This window comes from Neobacillus kokaensis (assembly GCF_014656545.1).
Taxonomy (GTDB): domain Bacteria; phylum Bacillota; class Bacilli; order Bacillales; family Cytobacillaceae; genus Neobacillus; species Neobacillus kokaensis.
The window spans coordinates 64,920-83,467 of record NZ_BNDS01000013.1; the positions used below are offsets into that span (position 1 = coordinate 64,920).

Below are 18,548 nucleotides of genomic sequence, written 5' to 3' on the forward strand. Positions count from 1 at the left end.
ATTGTATGAATCTATTTTTTCTTCTTCACTTCTCCTTCGTAGTACACCCAGGCCGACGAGGATTTAAACACTAATAACGATAATCCTAAAACAATCAAAAACATAAACCAGGCATTAGCTGATGAATAGCCCATTTTAAAATATTTAAAGGCATTTTCGTATACGTACATCGCATAAAAATAGGTTGAGTTCAGCGGTCCGCCCCCAGTTAACAAAAGGGCCAGCGTCAATTGCTGAAATGCGGAAATAATTGTTGTAATTAAATTAAACAGAATTGTTGGTGTAAGGAGCGGCATTGTGATTTTAAAAAACTGGGTCACCTTATTAGCTCCGTCAATCGAAGCCGCTTCATACATTTCTTTTGAAATTCCTTTTAATCCGGCCAAAAAGATGAGCATCATTTGTCCTTGGCCCCATAGGCTGGCAATAACCATAGCAACCAGCGCCCAGCTCATATCGTTTAGCCAGTCAGGACCCTGGATGCCGGCTAAAGATAGGAAATAGTTAAGAATACCGTATTCCCCGTTAAACACCCAGGCCCAGATCATGGCGAGTGCAACGCCGGAAATGACAGATGGAAGATAGAAAAATGTTCGAAAAAATGAATGTCCCTTTACATTTTGATTCAATAGCAGAGCTAATACTAAAGCGGTAATGATGTTTAACGGAACGAAAAAGGCCGCAAATTTTACTGTTACCCACAAAGATTTCCAAAATAACGGGTCGTCCGTAAACATCGTTTTATAATTGGCAATTCCAACAAATTTCGCCTCACCCACAACAGGCCAATCAAAAAAACTAATCACGAGCGAAAATAATAGAGGTCCCAGCGTAAAGGCTAAAAACCCGAACACCCAGGGGGATATGAAAAGAAAGGGGACAAGCTTGTCCCACTTTATTTTCTTTTTTTGATTAAACTCCATATACGGTTTACTAGAGGCATGGATAGCTTTCATGATGAACACCTCATTAAAGTTTGTCTTACTTCAAGTATTTGTTTGAGTCCTCTGCTGCAGTATTTAATAGTTTTTCAGCATCCTGCCCAAGCATTACGGCATTAATAGCCGCGGAGAGATTACGATTAATTTCATTCCAGTTTTTGTTCAATAGGAATGCAGGTGTGTTATCAGAACGTTCAAGCATTTTGTAGAACGGGCTTAATAGTGGATCCTGCTCCATTTTCATTTCCTTCACGACACTGATGCGTACTGGTAAATCAGCTGTCCGCATTTTAATTGCTTCCGGAGAAGAATAGAATTTTACAAATTTATAAGCTAGGTCTTTATTTTTTGAATCCTTTGCAATCGATACGGCTGAAGAAGCAATAACCCCTTTTGCCGGTTTGGAACCAAATGACGGAACCTCAACTGTTCCGAAGTTAATCTTGGCTTCTTTGAATCCTTCTAATGGCCAAACTCCACTTTCCCACATCGCAATTTTTCCGGCCTTGAAAATATCGTCGCCGCTTTGTTGGTTTTTACCGCCAACCAGTACCGCGCTTTTCTCTTTTAACATTTCACTTAAAACACTTATAGCTTCAATAGTTTCTTGGCTGTTCATATACCCTTTAACTTTCCTGCCATCGTCGCTAATAAAGCTGCCTCCGTTGCTCCAAACAAGCCCTTGAAGGTCATACGTATCCGGCTCAGGCACTACCCCAAAACCGTATTGCTTTTTGCTCGGATTAGACAGCTTTTTAGTAATTTGCTTGAAATCATCCCATGTCCAGCCATCCTTTGGATAAGGAATTTTTGCCTTATCGAATAAATCTTTGTTATAATAAACAACCCTCGTGGTAAAACCAGCTGGCATACCATAAATTTTCCCATTTAAACTTGAGTAGTTAAATAAACCTTGGTAAAAATCGTTTAAATCCAATTCTGAATCACCTTTAATATATTGATCCAGTGGTTCAAGAGATTCTACATATGCCGGGAAATTCCACATATACATAACGTCTGGAGGATTTTTTGCCCCGAAGGAAGCAGCAAGCTTCTGATCAAAACCATCACCGTATGCTTCAACTTGAACCTTTACTCCAGGATTCTGCGCCTCAAACTTTTTCGCTATTTCCTGTTGGATTTTTAACGCTTCACCAGAATCCCATGTTGCAAAGCGGAGCGTTGTAGTCCCTTTTCCTTCTGACTTTCCATTATTGCTTGCAGCTGTGTTTTCACTTGAACTCGAGTTTGAGCATGCAGCTAAGGAAAACATGCTTATTAGTAATAAAATAAATGCTTTCATACTAATTTTCCTCATTGGTAAAGCCTCCTTTTAGACTAAAAATATAACCGCTTTCATTTTATCTGTTTTGAAAGCGGCTACATACTGAAAATTATATTAAATTTGTCGTATTAATGTTTTAAGTTTTCTGTATCTTTAAAGAAAAGGGGTAAATTTGTTCGAATCCGTTCTCCTTTTTGTTTGACGGTACTCAGAAGGGGTTTCCCCTGTACATTTTTTAAACCATTTACTTAAATATTTTCCATCTTGAATCCCGATTTTTTCTCCAATTTCCTGCAGGGTGAGTGAGGTTGATTCAAGCAGTTCACAAGCTGCCTCAAGCTTCAGCCTTTCTGTAAAATCCGAAAAGCTTTCTCCGACTGATTTTTTAAAAAGCGTGCTAAAATGGCTTCGGCTAAGTCCTACCTCGTAAGCAATATCGACAGACGAATGAGACTTAGAAAGATCTCTGGTAATGAGTTGTACAGCTTTCTGAATCGGCTCAGGCCAAGCACCATGACCTTCTTTTTGATTGACATGGAGGGGATTTTCAGCCTGTTTCCCCTCTATTTCCTTTGAAAATGCAGCTAAATATTCTTCAAATTCCTCGTCCTGAAAGGCAGTTTTTAAAATATAACCTGAAGCCCCAAGCTTAATCCCTTCCATGGCATATTCAAAATCCCTGTGGCAGCTTAACAGCAATATTTTCGTGTCAGGTGCTTTTTGCTTAATTTTTCTAGCCAACTCTATTCCATTCATTTCTGGCATTACAATATCTGTAATGACAACCTCGGGAGTATGTTCAGAAAATTGCTCCCAGCCTTTCGCACCGTTGGCCGCATCTGCCACCACTTCCATATTGAACTTCTCCCAATGAATTGTGGCAATTAATCCTTTTCGAACGATATATTCATCATCTACTACTATTACTTTGATCATAAGATACACTCCTTTTTGGCCAGCACATGATGATGGTTGTCCCTTTTTTTAGCTCGGACACGATTTTGAGACCGTATTCATTCCCAAAGTGGAGCTTAAGCCGCTGATCAACATTATAGACACCGATTCCCCGCGATTTTTCATTTGACTCGTGAGGCTGGAGCATTATTGATGCTTGATCCGCTGTCATCCCTTTCCCGTTATCACTTAACGAGAGTTCGAAGGCATCAGCCTTGTCTTCAACTGTTAACTTAATCATACCATTGCCATCTTCAAAAGCATGGAAAAAGATATTTTCAAACAAAGGCTGCAATGACAGCCTCGGAATGAGATAATTCATAGCTTCAGGGCTAACCGTTTCTTCATATTGAAACATATGGCCATATCGAATTTCCTGTACCTTCAAATAGTGCTTGATAGTATTGAGTTCCTTCCTCAAAGGAATCAACTCATCGGAAAAATTTAAATTTTCATGAAGGACTTCGGTTAAATGATAGATCATTTGCTGGACTTCATGGGCATTCGCGAGCCGAGCTTTCCACTGGATGGAGTTCAATGTATTAAATAATAAATGCGGGTTAATTTGGTAATGGAAAGCTCTAAGTTCCGCCTTTCGCTTTAGCCTTTCCGTCTCGCTGATTTCCTCAATTAATTCCTTAATTTGCTGGACCATCTGATTAAAGCTGTTCGTTAAACTTGCGATTTCATCCTTTTCTTTTACTGGGACCTGTATATCAAGCTCACCAGCGCTCACCCGTCCCATCGAATCCTTCAGCTTTCTCAGCCGCTTTGCAATTGGATCAGCGAACAGCATCGCAAGTAAACTAGCGAGAAGTATGGAAAAGAAAATCGCCAGCAATGTATAGTTAAAAATCACCGTTGATGATTGATAAAACAGCTTCTCAGGAACCCGCACCTCGACCTGCCACCCATATGCGTCAAGATTGGTGGTTCTAACGATATCATCGGCTAGAGGTTTCCTATCTGAGGTGGAGCGATATAAAACTTTTTTCTTATCATTACGTATCGTGACAAACGCATGGACATCCCTTTCAAGAAACTTTATATAGGAAAAAAGCTCGTCTGCCTTTGTTTCAATAAGTAATTTGCTTCCCTTTAGAACACCATATTGACTTTGTATTGGCACGATAAGACCAATCATTTGCTCTGGAGGCTTACTGCTGTCATAATGCTGCGTTTGGTAAAAACCAATCCAGTGATCCCCATACTTTACGTTCTCACTCTCTTTCCAAAATGGCTCCTGAAAAAGTTTGTCTGTATTCAAATAGCTTCCGCCGTAGAAATAGCCCTTGCTTGTGATTAAATAAATCCCTCTAGTATTAAACGTTTTATGCGCTTCCAAAAATCGTTCAAAATTCTTTTTTTCGATAAACCCTTCATATGTCTTTGGAATCTCCTCTTTAATGACAATCAAGGTTGGGTCAGATAAATACTGTTGTATATCATTTGAAACCACAAACATCTGGTCAATTATATTCACCAATTGCTTTTCCAGCTGGGAAGTAGCAAACGTCTCATATTTATTAAATTGCTGATTTACAATAGCGGAGGAATTTTTATAGGAGGCATAGCCAAATAAAAGTAGCGGTACGATTGCCACTATTATAAAAAACAGTACTAACTTAGCCCGAATGCTGCCATATAGGTGATCCGTTAATTTTTCTTTGAAATGCTGGAAGTATCTCACCATTTAATTTTGCCTCCCTTTGACATCCATTCTACATGTCCGGAATGGATATGAGCAACAGGGCGGGGCAGTGATATCCAGCAAAAAATGAATAAATTTTTTTTTGATGAATATGCCGTTTCTTTTTATCCACTTACAGCATGTACTATATAGTGAAACATCATTATAATATAACGAATTGAGGTGATTGATGTGGGCTTAAGAGCAGTTCCAAAATTTCGTTGTTGTGAATATGAAATTTGTGGTATTACAGTTAGAAAATGCGTTCCAGCAAATGAAACATGCCAAGATCTCGTTATTCAACCAAATGATCCAACCCCGCCCCTCGTTGATGATTGTGAAGATTGTCCAGAATGCCCTGAGTAAGATACCTGATCCAACCCTTCATCAAAAATGGCGAACAGTAGTTCAAGTTACTGTTCGCTATTTTTAAAGGAGAGGATTGTTTATGAAATTGGTCGTATTCAAGCAGGAAAATTGTCCAGCTTGTAAAATGCTTGATGCTATTTAGTGCAAGGTGAAATAGAAGCTGACCAAATCGTAAACCTTTCAAAAACAAAGGATGAAAATGACTTAGTATTAGCGGAAAGGTACGTTATTAAAAAAACTCCTACACTAGTTCTTCTAGATAATAATGGTAAAGTAATAGATAAGTATGCAGGAGTTGGGCAAAAGCGTATCAATTCAAAGTTTCTAAAGCGGGGCTTCACATTAATATTAAAATGCATATTTTCTTAGGTGGGAAGGGCCGGTCAATCTTACACGTTTTCGTTTATGGTCCATCTTCTCAATTTATGCAAGGATACCATTCGACTAGCAGCGCTTGAAGTTCAAGGTCTGCCGCTAAATTACCACCCACGCCCGGCACCACCGCCGCCGGAAGATCCCCCTCCGCCGCCGCGGGGGCCGCCGCCTCCTCTGCCTCCACCACGGGAGATTATCGAGAGCAGTAAATAAGTAAGGGTACCGCCGAAGAATTTAATGTCTAGAAAGACAACCACAAGTACGATTATGATTACCAGCCAGGAGGGTATTCCAACCCCTTCATCTTGTCCAGCTGCCGCTTGCGGCGCCTGATTCTCCCGCTGCCCGAGCCCGCCTTCAATACCGTATTCAGCAAGAACCTCTTTAGCAAGAGCCTGGTACGTCGAAACAATGGCCTGACTAGGCTGCCCATTCTTAAGCTTAGGAATAGCATATTCATCTAAAATCCGCCCTGCTTTACCATCAGGAATCCTGCCTTCAAGCCCATAGCCGACTTCAATCCAGACTTTCTTTTCCTGCATCGCCAGAACCAGCAGCACGCCATTGTTTTCTTGCTGATTACCTATTCCATATTTTCGAAATGCTTCATTAGCAAATTCTTGAATCGAACGGTCCCCAATAGACGGGACTGTTAATACTGCAATTTGTGCTGTTGTTTGGCCTTCAATACTTCTGCCATATGCATTTAATTGCGAAACCTCTGTTTCACTTAAAACATTAGCAAAATCCTGTACATAAATATCGCCAACAGGTTTTGGTATTTGAACATCCTCAGCAAGTACTGTGGCTGCACTAACAAAAATAGTGACAAGCAACACAAAAAGGCTGAAGATTCGTTTTATGTTCATTAACCATTGCCCCCAAAGTCAACCTTTGGTGCTTCTTGAGCTTTCGGGTCGGCTTTAAAATATTCCTTTTCATCAAATCCAGTCATTCCTGCGATCAGGCTTCCTGGAAACCTTTTAATTTTTCTGTTATATTCCGCAACTTGGTCATTATAATCTTTTCGTGCCACAGCAATTCTATTTTCCGTCCCTGACAGTTCATCCATGAGCTGGGTGAATTGCTGGTCTGCTTTCAAATTTGGATAATTTTCCACGACTACCAGCAAACGGCTTAATGCACTTGATAAATCGGCATTGGCTGTTGCCTCTTCTTGTGGAGTTTTTGCACCAGCAAGTCTTGACCGCGCTTCTGAAATAGAAGCAATGACTTCTTTTTCATGTGCAGCATAGCCCTTAACAGTGCTAACCAAGTTTGGAATTAAATCCAGTCTTCGCTGTAATTGATTTTCAATTTGCGCATATGACTGGTCAACATTCTCCTCCAAATTAACAAAATTGTTGTAGCTGGACATTAGCATGAGCCCAAATACAACAATAATCGCCACAACAATCACAATGGATAATAAACCTTTTTTCATGGTAACCACGCTCCCTTCTCTCACCTATAGTATGTATCACTGCTAAAATAACTTACCTTTTTCTACAAAAAAGACAGTATTTTAACGAAGTTGAAAGCCCTGTTTTTTGGTTACCACAAAATTTTCACTTTAAACTTTAATCCGAAATAGCTAGTCCTTCATTAGTTGGTAAAAACCTCTTCCGATAAACGACTTTTGACAGGGTTACACTTAATTCATAAAGAACAAGCAAAGGAACGGTCACCATAATATCTGACATGAAATCAGGCGGCGTTACTAAGATTGAGATGATAATTAAGATAAAATAAGAAAGTTTCCTTACTTTAGCAAGCCGCATTGGATTTAAAATTCCTAATCTCGTTAAAAATATGACCAAAAGCGGCATTTCAAACAGAAGTCCGAAGGGAAGCGTTAAATTAATCATAAAACGGAAGTATTCTGCAGCAGTAAATAAGGTTTCAAATTGCCCCTGGGATAAAGAAGTTAAAAATCCTAATACCGTCGGAAATAAAACAAAATACCCAAAACCAATCCCGCATAAAAATAACAGAAATAGAAAAGGAATAAAGATTAATGTTACTTTTCTCTCCTCCGGTTTTAAGGCAGGCGCAACAAACTTCCAGATCTGATAGGCGGCCACTGGAATTACTGCTGCCACTGAAAACACCACCGCAATCATCATATACACCCATACAATATCTCCCGGACCCAGAATAGCAAGTTTTTGGTCCAGGTCCTTGATCAGCCAATGATAGATATCCTGAACATAAATAAACATTATGATAAAAATGACGATAAAAGCAGCCAGCGTTTTGATGATCCTACTCCGTAACTCTTCTAAATGCCCTATAACATGCAAGTCTTTGTCGTTCACTCACAATACCTCCTTCTTTCATCGTAATCCATAACGTAAAACTACTATCCTCGATAAACTAGATAAAAAAGAGAAGCAGACGAGTTCCCCCGCCTGCCCTCGCTAAGCATTTTATGTTCTATCCTTCTTTTTTCACTAAGGTTACCGCAGGTTTTTGTTCTTCCACTTTTTCCTCTCCTCCGACAAGTTCTTTGGTGGCGGATTTAAATTCAGATAAAGTCCTCCCGAATGCCCGGCCTATTTCCGGCAATTTAGATGGACCAAAAATAATGAGTGCAATGACCAAAATTAAGATTAACCCTGGTATTCCGATATTTGAAAACATAAATACTCAACTCCTTGATTAATTTGACTGCTCCTGAAAACTATGGTTTAGGTACTTTCATTCCTTTTTTCTCTAATTGCCTTTGATGCGCTCGGTTATGTGCTTTATTCCGGTCCTCTTCCACTTCAGTTGAAAGCTTCTGCCCTAATGGTATCTCTGTTGTAGAAATTTGCTTAAGTCCCATCCCATCTTTTTCAAAGACAAAAGATGCCCTTGTTGAAATATCTGCTCCTTGTGCAGAGACATAGGGAACGACGCGGTAATCCGCCTGCCAGCGGTCGGGAGTAACCTGACATCGTACATACCCGCGGAAGTCATTAAAGAATTTAATATTCGGGTTCAAACCTAATATCTTGTCAGTATCTGCCCGTTTATCTGCCCCATTACCGCCTGAAGTAATAGAGGTACCGACAAATTCTGCTCCAAAAATTCTCGAGTTATCATCATTAAAATCTTCCAACAAATTAGACGCCCAGTTTGCATGAACATCTCCTGTTAGAACGATTAAATTGTTTAATTGGTTTTCTTTTGCATAATCCAATACATGCTGACGGGCAGCAGGATAACCGTCCCAAGCATCCATACTGAACTTTGGCGAGGTTGCTGTACCGTAATTCCGCTGGGCAAAGAAGATCTGCTGCGCTAACACATTCCATTTTGTCTTAGAATGATCCAATTGATTAAATAGCCATTCTTCCTGTTCAGTTCCCAGCAGGGTTCGTTTTGGATCAAGAGATTCAGGTGTCTGCGGCGAGCTTTTATCACCATTTGCCTGGTCATCCCGGTATTGCCTTGTGTCGAGCACAAGGAAAGAGGCAAGATCTCCATATTCAAACTGGCGGTAAATTTTCATATCTGCTCCTTGCGGCAGCGATGACTTCCGAAGCGGCATATGCTCGTAATAGGCTTGGTACGCAGCCGCCCGCCGAATAATAAATTCCTCCACTGACTGTCCCTTTTCTGGAATTATATTTGCATAGTTGTTTTCCACTTCATGGTCATCCCAAGTGACAATCCACGGGAAAGCTGCATGGGCTGCTTGTAAATGGGTGTCTGAACGGTACTGGGCATAACGGTTACGGTAGTCTACAAGTGTTTTTATTTCCGGACCGCTATGAGTTCTGACATTTCCGCTTGCCGCAATATATTCATTTGGTCCGTATTCATATATGTAATCGCCTAGATGAAAAACAAGGTCCAGTTCTTCCTTTGCGAGATGCTGATAAGCTGTATAGTATCCATGTTCAAATTGCTGGCATGAAACAAAGGCAAACTTGAGCTGCGAGATACCTTTCCCTGCTTTAGGAAGTGTTTTTGTCTTTCCTGTCGGGCTTATTTCACTTCCGCTTTTAAACCGATAAAAATATTCGTGATTGGCTTTCAATCCACTTACCTCTACATGGATGGAATGGCCAAGCTCGGGTCTGGCAAGTTCAGTTCCCCGCTGAACAATACTGCGAAAATATGGATCAGCTGCTACCTCCCATTTTACTGGCACACTATGCGGAGGCATGCCGCCGCCATTTAACGGGTCGGGAGCCAGCCTTGTCCATAACACCACACCATCTGATAAAGGGTCGCCGGAAGCAACCCCGAGTGTGAACGGATAATCACTAAAAGTTGGATCTGCATTAACCTCAAATCCGCCCATTGATTGAGCAATTGCTAAACCCACTGATAGGCCTGCAATTTTCCCTGCTCCTTGGAGAAAGCGGCGCCTGTCCATATTATGCTGCAGCCTTTCCGAATTTAATTTCTTCATCCACTCATTTAAAGGTATCTCTCGCATCATTTTTCTTTCCCCTTTCAAAATTGTTTCTGACTTGCAATTTCGATTATAAAGAGGAATTTTTAAGACACTGTAAACAATTGTAAATCAAGAAATATATAGATCCCGAAAAACTAGGCATTTATAAATAGAAAAAGGAACTTTTTTTTACATCAAATATGATTTTTTCCATTTTTCATATGACAAAACACCTATTTTTCTTTATAAATTCTTCACATAAATAATACAAAAAAAGACAACAGCACTATTTGCCGTTGTACCTCTCACATCTGCTCACACTCGCTTTAAATCCCTAATTTCTATGGTTTATTGCCTTTCTGTTTTGCTAAAAAACCGCAATACGGAATTAACAGCATAGCCACTTGAAATTCCCGATTCTTTGCTCCCGGACGCCAATTAACTTCAAACAGCCATAGCTTTTGCTCTTGATCTACCCCCACATCAATCCCTAATTCGTCAAATGGGTTTTCATAAAGAGTATCTAAATGCGCAGCAAATGATAACGCAAATTCCTCCAGTTTTCGCTTCATTTTCGGGTAATCATGCTTAAATTCATCCTTGAGAAAGGGAATTAATTCGCCGCGGTAGCCGCCGCTCGAAATATTGCTGACCATCTTGGTATTGCCGCTGATGCGCGGATATATTAAGGTAATTTCCCACTGGCCGCTTCCGTTTTTTTGAACATGAAGCCTAAAATCATAAATTAAACCGTTTTTTGTTTTACATTCAATAAAAGGCTGAAGTAAATACTTTTGTTCTTCGGTCACGTTTGAAATAAAAACCTCAAGTTGTTCTTTGTTATAAACATGTGTACGGGACCCATCTTTCAATTGATACGTTTCATCAGTCTTTTGGATAAAAAAAATTCTTCTCCCACGATTTCCGGAGACGGGCTTGATTACCGCAGCTGGGTAGGATTCCAAAAAGGTCAGAAGGTCACTGCTGCCATTTAGGAGGGCTGAGGGAATCAAATAAGAAGCAAAAGCTTTGGCTTTCATGACCTTTTTATATACCTTTAGTTTACTTCCAACGGGAAAGCTCGTAAAAACAGCAACTGATTTCAGCCTTTGTAAAATTAAGGAATGCTCAGTTGTTTTGGGATTACAGCTGTTAATGATAACCGTAGGAAATTCCCTTTGTTCCCTAATCCAGCCCCCCTTTTCGTAAACCCAGCCGCTCACAACATTTTGTTCAAAATCAACTCCATCAAAGGGAAAATAAATAAAATCAATTCCCTCCATTTTGGCGACTGCCGCGAATGGATAGGCTTTCTTCACCATATCAGGATGCTTCCGATGGTGCAGCATTCCAATAAGCACCATAACCTCACTTCCTTAAAGAGGGTCTAAATAAAATCTAATTTCATTAGCTGCTTTTCCTGCTATTCTTTTTGCCTTTTCAGTTGTATCGGCAACAGCCACCACATAGGCATAACGGTCCCCTAAAGACAAAGGTTTTCTTAAGATCGCCCCTTTGCGCGGCTTTACGAATACCACTTTCACTCCATCATGTTTTAACGCTCGATTCCTGCCGGTCACTTTGATTAATTTTCCTCTAGATTGGACGGTTACAAATTTTGCATAAACGCATTTCATGGCCGTTTTTTCAAGATTAGGCTCCATTCCTAAAAATAATTTGATCGTTTCTTTAACCAGATTAATCCCTGTCCCTTCTTCAATAATTCGATTCATTGCCCCGCCTGACATCCTTGGATTAATCTCAATCAGTTTCCATTCTCCATTTACAATCCTCATCTCCAGATGACAGGTTCCATTCTCTAACTCAAGCTTCTTGATAATACTAAAAACAGCAGTTTGTAACTTTTCATTCTCTTCAATACTTAATAATGCTGGATAACTATATCCAGTTATTATAAATCTCGTGCCATTTAAAATTTCCTGATCAATGATGGCAACGATTGAAATTTCACCGTTTATTACCATAACTTCAATTAAATACTGCGGTCCAATCAGATATTCTTCGATTAAAACAGTATGGTTTGGAAGCCGTTTCTTTAAGTATTTTAATCCTTCTTGCAGTTCATCAGCTGAGTTCACAAGCAGTACGTCCTTTGAACCATTGGAGACGGGTGACTTTAGTACAAGCGGAAATGATTCTTTGAAATGATTTAAAACTTTCTCTATTGGGTCATCCAATTGATAAACTGCATATTTCGGTGAAACAGGGAGCTTTTTTAAATGTTTTCGTACGTTCGTTTTTTCCTCCATGATCGTTAAGGCCTCGATAGACATTTGTACAAGTCCCAGCTCTTGTGAAAGTTTACCGGCAAACGCAACAAATGGGTCGATGAAACTAATCACCGCTCCTATCTGACTTTTTTCCTGCTCAAGGTCTTTTATAATCGAAAGAATTTTATCTTTATCTAATAAATTTTCCACATAAATCATCCGGTGTACTTCAGGGAATTCCTTTCTTTGTCTGATAAAACTTTTTCTATTTGTTATTAACACGGTAAAATATCCCATTTCATTTGAAATAGTCAGGGCTTCTCTGCTTGTTCCAGATTTATTACTTCCAATAAAAACGATTGTATGCATGTTAGCGTTTCATCCCCAGTTTTACAGATTTAAAGATAGGGCTGGGTTAAACTTGTCTGTTGATTTCCGCTCCATGCGCTTCACTTCAATCAACATAGTAATAAATTCACCACTGCCCTTTAACACAGTCTTCGAAAAATTGCTCTATCTTAAGGTATGTTATTTTTTAAACGAGTGACACATAAAAAGCCGCTATGGACAGGATAGCGGCTTTTAAGCTGGTACTAGGCAAATCGATACTTTTCTACAACTTTTCGAAAGGATGGGTCCATTTTACCGAGGGACATTTTAAACAGAATTGTCATATCGTCATGAAAGATTTCGGCTAGTTTCGCTTCTAATTCCGCTGCGTTCATAACGAAATGTACCCTAGCGGGATCCATTCCTAAGGTAATCGCCCTTTCACCTGTCAGCCTCGCCGAAGATCCTACTGTTATCAGGTGGTCAACCCCGCCGATATCGAAAATCGTTTGCCCCATTTGAATATGCTGTTTTCTTTCCTGATTTCCAAGGCGCTGCATTCGCCCTAGTACCAGCACCTCTGTCCTGCCGTTGGACGTTTTTTTTAGAACATCAAGGCCAGACTTCACTGAGCTTGGATTGCAACTCCATGTATCATCAATCACTGTTAAGTTACCTGCGCCATGGTACAGCTTTGCATGCCGTTCCATTGTTCGGAACGTACTAAGCCTCCTAGCAGCCTCTTCAATCGGGATACCAAGAGCAGCTGTGGCCGCGATGGCTGCCAAACTATTATAGACATTGTGCTCCCCAACCCCCGGAATCGTTACTTTATATTCACTGTTTTGAACCTGTAAAGAATAACTCATTCTGTCATTTTCAAATTGGATGTCACAAGCACGGTAGTCAGCTGTCTCATCCTTCCCAAAAGACAGAACGCTTCCTTTATACATGGCAATTGGCAGCCTTTTAATATTCTCGTCGTCGGTATTTATAATTAATATTCCATCTTCTGATAAAACCTCTAACATTTCACCCTTTGCCTTTATATAATTTTCTAACGTTCTGCACCCTTCTAAATGAGCCTCGCCAATGTTAGTTATGATCCCAACGGTTGGTTTAAAATATTTACCGCTAATCCTAATGTTACCGGGATAAGCAACCCCCATTTCAAAAACAGCTGCCTCTGTTTTCTCTGTTAACCCCATCAAATATGGCAAATTTAAATGAAGACCATTTTGGCTATAAAGGGTAGAATGAACCTTCATTCTTCGATTCAAAATATGTTTAATCATATCCTTAGTCGTTGTCTTACCGCATGTACCGGTTACCCCAATGACAGGAATCTGAAATTGACTTCGATAATAATCGATAAATCTCCAATACGAATCCTTTGCATTGGCAGTTAAAATCACGTTCGCTGTCTTTGATATCATTGAAAGTATACGAGAATCTTCTGTTACAATCGTAAACTTCGATATTCCTGCGATCGCTTCCGGCTTGATGGCCTTTTTGCTAGTGTGGAAATATAAACAATGTTCACCTATATTAGCTGTCTTCTTTACGAGCTTTCGAATTTCTTCATCAGGATCACCTTGAAGCATTTCCCCTTTAATCACATCTAAAAAATCAGCCAGTTTAAGAGTCTTCATTCCGGTTACTCCCCCTTACCCTTTGAATCCAAAAGATAGCGGGCATAGCTGATTGGTGTCGTATATGTTGCTTTCCACACATCCATCATTTTCGCTTTTCCAAAGGTAATTCTTAGATCACGTCCATTACATTCAATAAACATTGGAAACCCATCCTCGGTCAGCCCAATATCTAAACCGACATCGGCTAAACTGGGAAAATGACTTTCTAATTCCTTTACGGCTTGCAAGGAAAATTCCTCAATTTGTTTATAGATCATATCATAATCCAGTTCAGGTATTCCCCCCACTATTTCCCAAAGAGGTCTGCATGTGCCTCCCTGGGCCACATTGGTTACATAGCTGCCTTTTTTAGCCACCTTCCCTACGATTCCGGTAACCTGCCATTCTCCCGTTCCGTTTTTTTGAACCGATACGCGCAAATCAAAAGGGCTGCCTTCAGACTTTGCTAAGGGGATTCGCTGCTGGATAATGTAGTATTTGCTCGAAGCCTTCTTTTGAAGTATATCCGGCAGTTTGTCAGTAAAAGGCCACCTTTGCTGATGGCTGGTAACTGTCCATTGTTCATTGTCAATTCTTTTGATCAAAATGACCCCGCCGCCGAGGCTTCCGCTATTTGGCTTGATAATTAGCTCATTATGTTTTTCCATCATTTCCTTTAAGTTTTCTAAACTCGCTTTCCTTGTCTCAGGCAAATGGCGGCTTAAATCCTCATCCCGATTAAGAATTTGATGAACCATTAATTTCCCGTAGCGATTCCAATCATTGAAAATCATAACGCCTGAACGCTGCAGCCGCTTTAATTTTTCCTTGGAGCTATTGTTAAAAAATAATCCTCTATTATGAATGACTGCTGGTATCTGCAAATCTTTCAATTCATATTTGCCGTTATTTCCTTTGACCAAACCATTAACTTGGCCTGTTTCAATGTTAAGATCCTTTAACCGAAAATAGCAGGGAATTAAATGATGCTTCTTACAGGCTGCTTCATAAAAATGAATGCGCTCAAAATAGGGAACTCCATGTTTAATTCCGCTGTAAATCAATCCATCTACTAATATTCCAATATACGGAACACTCATCATCATACCCCCTCCGTTTTAAAATCCAGCTAATGCTTTTGCATAGCGAAAAGGTGTGGACAATAACGTTCTTGCCAATTTTCGATTCTTCATTTTGATTAAGCTATCATAGCCGTACCTTTTGTTGATTTCTAAAATCCAAACATTGTAGTTGCGATCAACAATGCAATCAACAGCTACGTCACCGTAATTACCGACACATTGATCCAATTCTTTACATGCCTTCATACAACAGTCATAGATTTTCTTCTGGATTTGAAGGGTCATTTGACGATTGGCTCCAAATAAATACATAATTGCCTGATTTCCCGGCAGTAGTTTTTCAACATGTTTTAAATTGGTAACAATCGTCCCCCTTTTCGCCACCCTGCCTATCATCCCTTGACACACCCACTGTTTTAATCCATTTTTCTGCACATAAACTCTAAAATCTACATTCCTTCCTCCAATAGTTGTCGAAACACTCTGTTGAATGATGTACTTCCGCTGAATAAATTTTTCTAAAAAGGAGGTAACTTCAGCTTGAGAGGTGAAAATAGTAGCCCTTTTCATTGAATTGGTGAAAATATATCTGCCTTGATGGTCCAATGCTACAGAGTAAATCCCTCTCCCACCTTCACCTTTAGGAGGTTTTAAATAGATGGATTGATGATTTTGAAGCATCTGATCGAGCTGCTCCACTCCCGTTAATTTTTCAGTTTCTGGAAAGGCCTCTTTTAGTACCCTATTCCTTAAAGCATACTCTGGCAGTTCCCCTTTGCCGAAATAATATGAGTTTATAACTCTATCACCAATATGGGAAACGAGATCATCATACCTTACAGCATCGATGGGATGCCTTTTATAAACGACATCCGGATATGGAAAAATACCGGGGATCCATCTGGCTTGTGGTTGCTCTCCATCTGGATTATAGTAATAGCCTTCAATTTGTTTTTTGTCGATATTGATGCCTCTTGCGGCACATACATAAATAAGACCTTTAATGCTATGATATTCAGAAAAGCGACTCTTTAACCTTTCTAATCTTTTTGGATGCAATTCTTTAGGGTTTAAATAGGCAACAAACGCAATAACGGGTCCAAGCGACAGCACCCTGCCGTTAATCGTCAATTCATAAGGAATACCCTCGGGAATCGTTAATTCATGTGATTGCTCTGGGATTCCGATTGTATCTTCAGGTAATTCGTCATTTATGTTAACCGGCAGTTCCCGCGACCAGCCGCCAATTTTTAAAATAATCCTTTGTGCAGTAATGCCGTATTTTTCAACAAACTTTGTTGAAAAATCAATTGTGTTCCGATTTTGTCCATATCGAATAAAAACCATAGCTTTCCTCCGCGCAGCTATTTATTTAATGACCTGAGACCTTCGTATTATTACATGCTAAGCAAAAGCAGCTTGCTACGGCTATTAACCTAGTAAAATAAAAAAAGCACTTATGAACAAACCGTTACATAAGTACTAAAAATTTTATTGATATCTAGTAATATCAAGGTATGTCCCGTATAAGTCATCATACTTACGGGGTCTAAACTTCGTAAGGCCATTTCCTGGAGTAAATGTTAATTCACCGAAATATATATGCTCATTCGTATAATATAAGTCTACACGGACAAAGGGAAAATCAGAAGAAAGTTGTTGTGCAACCTTAATCATTTCATTTAATCCTGTGGGCTTTGAGGGAGAGTCCTTAAAATCATTATTATATCCCAAACGAAAAGGGAGTTTATTCCAGTTTAAATCAAATAAATCCCGCTCATGACCATTAAACCGCTCCCCATCTACCTGAATAAATTTAGGTTCCCCATGAAAACAAAAAAATTTATAATCCTTTAAATCACCTGTTGGATCCTTTATGAGCTCTTCAATGACAATCCTTGGTTTAATATTGTAATAGTTTGGCTGGCCAGATTTTTCTCCAAAATTTAATTTAAGCCAATTTTCCATTTGGAGTTTCTTTTCTTTCCAATCAATTTTCGTTTTATCCTTTACAATAATATTCGTTCTCCATGCGTGATTGGCCTTCATGACAAAAGATTCAGGTAAAGTATTCCAATCAATTTCATCCACACGATCATAGACTCCAATAAACGGAATTAAATACTGTTTACCTATTTTTTCTTGCACATATTGCCGTACTTCATATTTATCAGCATACTTCGAAAATCTCTCTAGACGGCCATACAGCTTTGTCCACTGAATTTTTTCTGAAAAGGTTCGGGGATTTGCTAAATTTAGCTCGTAATGATGATGGCGTTTAAATCTAGTTTTCAATCTATTAATTTTATCGGAGAAGTATTTTTCTTCGTTCTTCCTTATCCTTTTTCTCATCATATCATCTCCATTTAACAAGCAATAATCATTAAATATATCTATTAATATCAAGACAATTACCAAATAATTCATCATAATATCTAGGGCTAAACCGTTCCAATCCATTTCCTGGAGTAAATGTTAATTCGCCGAAATAGATACGATCATTTGTGTAATATAAATCTACACGGACAAAGGGAAGACCTTCAGAGAGTTGTCGTGCTAACTGAATCATTTCATTTAAAGCTGCAGGCTTTAGGGGGGATTGCTTAAAATTCGTAAATTTCAATTTTAAAGGGAGTTTATTCCAATCCAAATCAAAAAGATCCCGTTTATGCTCCGTAAATCGATCCCCGTCTACTTGGATAAATTTTGGTTCGCCATGAAAACAAAAAAATTTATAATCCTTCAAATCTCCTGACGGATCTTTGATTAATTCTTCAATCACAACTCTTGGTTTAATATTACGGTAGTTTGCTTCACTAAATAATTTATAATAACTCGATTGAAGCCATTTTCTCATTTTGTTTTTTGCGCTTTCCTGATTAACCATTGTTTTATCCTCAACAATAATATTCCATCCGGAAGCGTGATTAGCCTTCATTGCAAAGGATTCAGGTAACATATTCCAATCAATTTGATCTACATTATCAAAAACGCTTATTAGCGGAATTAAATATTGTTCCCCTATTTTTTCTTTCACGTATTGCCGTACTTCATATTTATCTACATACTTTGAAAATCTCTCAAGCTTGCCATGATATTTAACCCACTGAATTTTTTCAGAAAAGGTTTTAGGATTTTCTAAATTTAAATCATAACCATGTATTTTTTTAAATTTTTTATTCAATAATTTATTCTTATCAGTCTGGAAATTTCTTTTGGTCCTTCGAATCCTTTTTTTCATCTTGTCCCCTCCACCTAACTAGTGAT

The 18,548-nt window shown here is 39.2% G+C and carries 16 protein-coding genes; all 16 read right to left on the minus strand.

Going from position 1 to position 18,548, the window contains the following annotated elements; all coding sequences use genetic code 11:
* Positions 1-11: 11 nt before the first annotated feature.
* Entirely contained in the window at positions 12-923 is a 912-nt protein-coding gene (locus tag IE222_RS15475) for a carbohydrate ABC transporter permease (protein WP_191274447.1), read from the minus strand.
* Positions 924-981: 58 nt separating this feature from the next.
* Entirely contained in the window at positions 982-2,259 is a 1,278-nt protein-coding gene (locus IE222_RS15480) for an ABC transporter substrate-binding protein (RefSeq protein WP_191274318.1), read from the minus strand.
* Between the two features lie 120 nt (positions 2,260-2,379).
* Positions 2,380-3,162 carry a response regulator transcription factor gene (locus tag IE222_RS15485; protein ID WP_191274320.1) on the minus strand — a complete coding sequence of 261 codons (783 nt, stop codon included), beginning with the start codon at positions 3,160-3,162 and terminating at the stop codon, positions 2,380-2,382.
* Positions 3,137-4,873: a sensor histidine kinase gene (locus tag IE222_RS15490; RefSeq protein WP_223282731.1), complete on the minus strand. Its 1,737-nt coding sequence runs from the start codon at positions 4,871-4,873 to the stop codon at positions 3,137-3,139. The genes IE222_RS15485 and IE222_RS15490 overlap by 26 nt, the downstream gene beginning before the upstream one ends.
* A gap of 845 nt (positions 4,874-5,718) precedes the next feature.
* Positions 5,719-6,483 (minus strand): TPM domain-containing protein, encoded by a 765-nt coding sequence (locus IE222_RS15495; RefSeq protein WP_191274322.1) that lies wholly within the window; start codon positions 6,481-6,483, stop codon positions 5,719-5,721.
* Positions 6,483-7,058 (minus strand): LemA family protein, encoded by a 576-nt coding sequence (locus IE222_RS15500; protein WP_191274324.1) that lies wholly within the window; start codon positions 7,056-7,058, stop codon positions 6,483-6,485. Before IE222_RS15500 ends, IE222_RS15495 begins: the two co-directional genes overlap by 1 nt.
* 136 nt (positions 7,059-7,194) lie before the next feature.
* Entirely contained in the window at positions 7,195-7,932 is a 738-nt protein-coding gene (gene tatC / locus IE222_RS15505) for a twin-arginine translocase subunit TatC (RefSeq protein ID WP_191274326.1), read from the minus strand.
* A 118-nt stretch (positions 7,933-8,050) separates the two neighbouring features.
* Entirely contained in the window at positions 8,051-8,257 is a 207-nt protein-coding gene (tatAD, locus tag IE222_RS15510) for a sec-independent protein translocase protein TatAD (protein ID WP_191274328.1), read from the minus strand.
* Between the two features lie 40 nt (positions 8,258-8,297).
* The gene (gene phoD, locus IE222_RS15515) at positions 8,298-10,049 is read right to left on the minus strand and encodes an alkaline phosphatase PhoD (protein ID WP_191274330.1); all 1,752 of its coding nucleotides are present in this window, start codon (positions 10,047-10,049) and stop codon (positions 8,298-8,300) included.
* Positions 10,050-10,345: 296 nt separating this feature from the next.
* On the minus strand, positions 10,346-11,368 hold the full coding sequence (locus IE222_RS15520; RefSeq protein ID WP_191274332.1) for a YheC/YheD family endospore coat-associated protein: 1,023 nt from the start codon (positions 11,366-11,368) through the stop codon (positions 10,346-10,348).
* A gap of 12 nt (positions 11,369-11,380) precedes the next feature.
* A complete protein-coding gene (locus IE222_RS15525) occupies positions 11,381-12,604 on the minus strand; it encodes an ATP-grasp domain-containing protein (RefSeq protein ID WP_191274333.1) in 1,224 nt (407 codons plus the stop codon).
* 224 nt (positions 12,605-12,828) lie between these two features.
* Positions 12,829-14,217 carry a UDP-N-acetylmuramoyl-tripeptide--D-alanyl-D-alanine ligase gene (locus tag IE222_RS15530; RefSeq protein ID WP_191274335.1) on the minus strand — a complete coding sequence of 463 codons (1,389 nt, stop codon included), beginning with the start codon at positions 14,215-14,217 and terminating at the stop codon, positions 12,829-12,831.
* A 5-nt stretch (positions 14,218-14,222) separates the two neighbouring features.
* The gene (locus tag IE222_RS15535; RefSeq protein WP_191274337.1) at positions 14,223-15,299 is read right to left on the minus strand and encodes a YheC/YheD family endospore coat-associated protein; all 1,077 of its coding nucleotides are present in this window, start codon (positions 15,297-15,299) and stop codon (positions 14,223-14,225) included.
* A gap of 18 nt (positions 15,300-15,317) precedes the next feature.
* The gene (locus IE222_RS15540) at positions 15,318-16,628 is read right to left on the minus strand and encodes a YheC/YheD family endospore coat-associated protein (RefSeq protein ID WP_191274339.1); all 1,311 of its coding nucleotides are present in this window, start codon (positions 16,626-16,628) and stop codon (positions 15,318-15,320) included.
* 144 nt (positions 16,629-16,772) lie between these two features.
* Positions 16,773-17,633, minus strand: coding sequence for an ATP-grasp fold amidoligase family protein (locus IE222_RS15545; RefSeq protein ID WP_191274341.1), 861 nt, complete (start codon positions 17,631-17,633; stop codon positions 16,773-16,775).
* Between the two features lie 31 nt (positions 17,634-17,664).
* Entirely contained in the window at positions 17,665-18,522 is an 858-nt protein-coding gene (locus tag IE222_RS15550; protein WP_191274343.1) for an ATP-grasp fold amidoligase family protein, read from the minus strand.
* Positions 18,523-18,548: the final 26 nt, after the last annotated feature.

Coding starts and splice junctions, on each gene's coding strand:
- tatAD (WP_191274328.1), bottom strand. CDS start 8,257: ATGTTTTCAAATATCGGAATACCAGGGTTAATCTTAATTTTGGTCATT.
- IE222_RS15535 (WP_191274337.1), bottom strand. CDS start 15,299: ATGAGTGTTCCGTATATTGGAATATTAGTAGATGGATTGATTTACAGC.
- IE222_RS15480 (WP_191274318.1), bottom strand. CDS start 2,259: ATGAGGAAAATTAGTATGAAAGCATTTATTTTATTACTAATAAGCATG.
- IE222_RS15545 (WP_191274341.1), bottom strand. CDS start 17,633: ATGAGAAAAAGGATAAGGAAGAACGAAGAAAAATACTTCTCCGATAAA.
- IE222_RS15525 (WP_191274333.1), bottom strand. CDS start 12,604: ATGCATACAATCGTTTTTATTGGAAGTAATAAATCTGGAACAAGCAGA.
- IE222_RS15475 (WP_191274447.1), bottom strand. CDS start 923: ATGGAGTTTAATCAAAAAAAGAAAATAAAGTGGGACAAGCTTGTCCCC.
- IE222_RS15500 (WP_191274324.1), bottom strand. CDS start 7,058: ATGAAAAAAGGTTTATTATCCATTGTGATTGTTGTGGCGATTATTGTT.
- IE222_RS15485 (WP_191274320.1), bottom strand. CDS start 3,162: ATGATCAAAGTAATAGTAGTAGATGATGAATATATCGTTCGAAAAGGA.
- IE222_RS15540 (WP_191274339.1), bottom strand. CDS start 16,628: ATGGTTTTTATTCGATATGGACAAAATCGGAACACAATTGATTTTTCA.
- IE222_RS15490 (WP_223282731.1), bottom strand. CDS start 4,873: ATGGTGAGATACTTCCAGCATTTCAAAGAAAAATTAACGGATCACCTA.
- IE222_RS15495 (WP_191274322.1), bottom strand. CDS start 6,483: ATGAACATAAAACGAATCTTCAGCCTTTTTGTGTTGCTTGTCACTATT.
- IE222_RS15520 (WP_191274332.1), bottom strand. CDS start 11,368: ATGGTGCTTATTGGAATGCTGCACCATCGGAAGCATCCTGATATGGTG.
- IE222_RS15550 (WP_191274343.1), bottom strand. CDS start 18,522: ATGAAAAAAAGGATTCGAAGGACCAAAAGAAATTTCCAGACTGATAAG.
- phoD (WP_191274330.1), bottom strand. CDS start 10,049: ATGATGCGAGAGATACCTTTAAATGAGTGGATGAAGAAATTAAATTCG.
- IE222_RS15530 (WP_191274335.1), bottom strand. CDS start 14,217: ATGAAGACTCTTAAACTGGCTGATTTTTTAGATGTGATTAAAGGGGAA.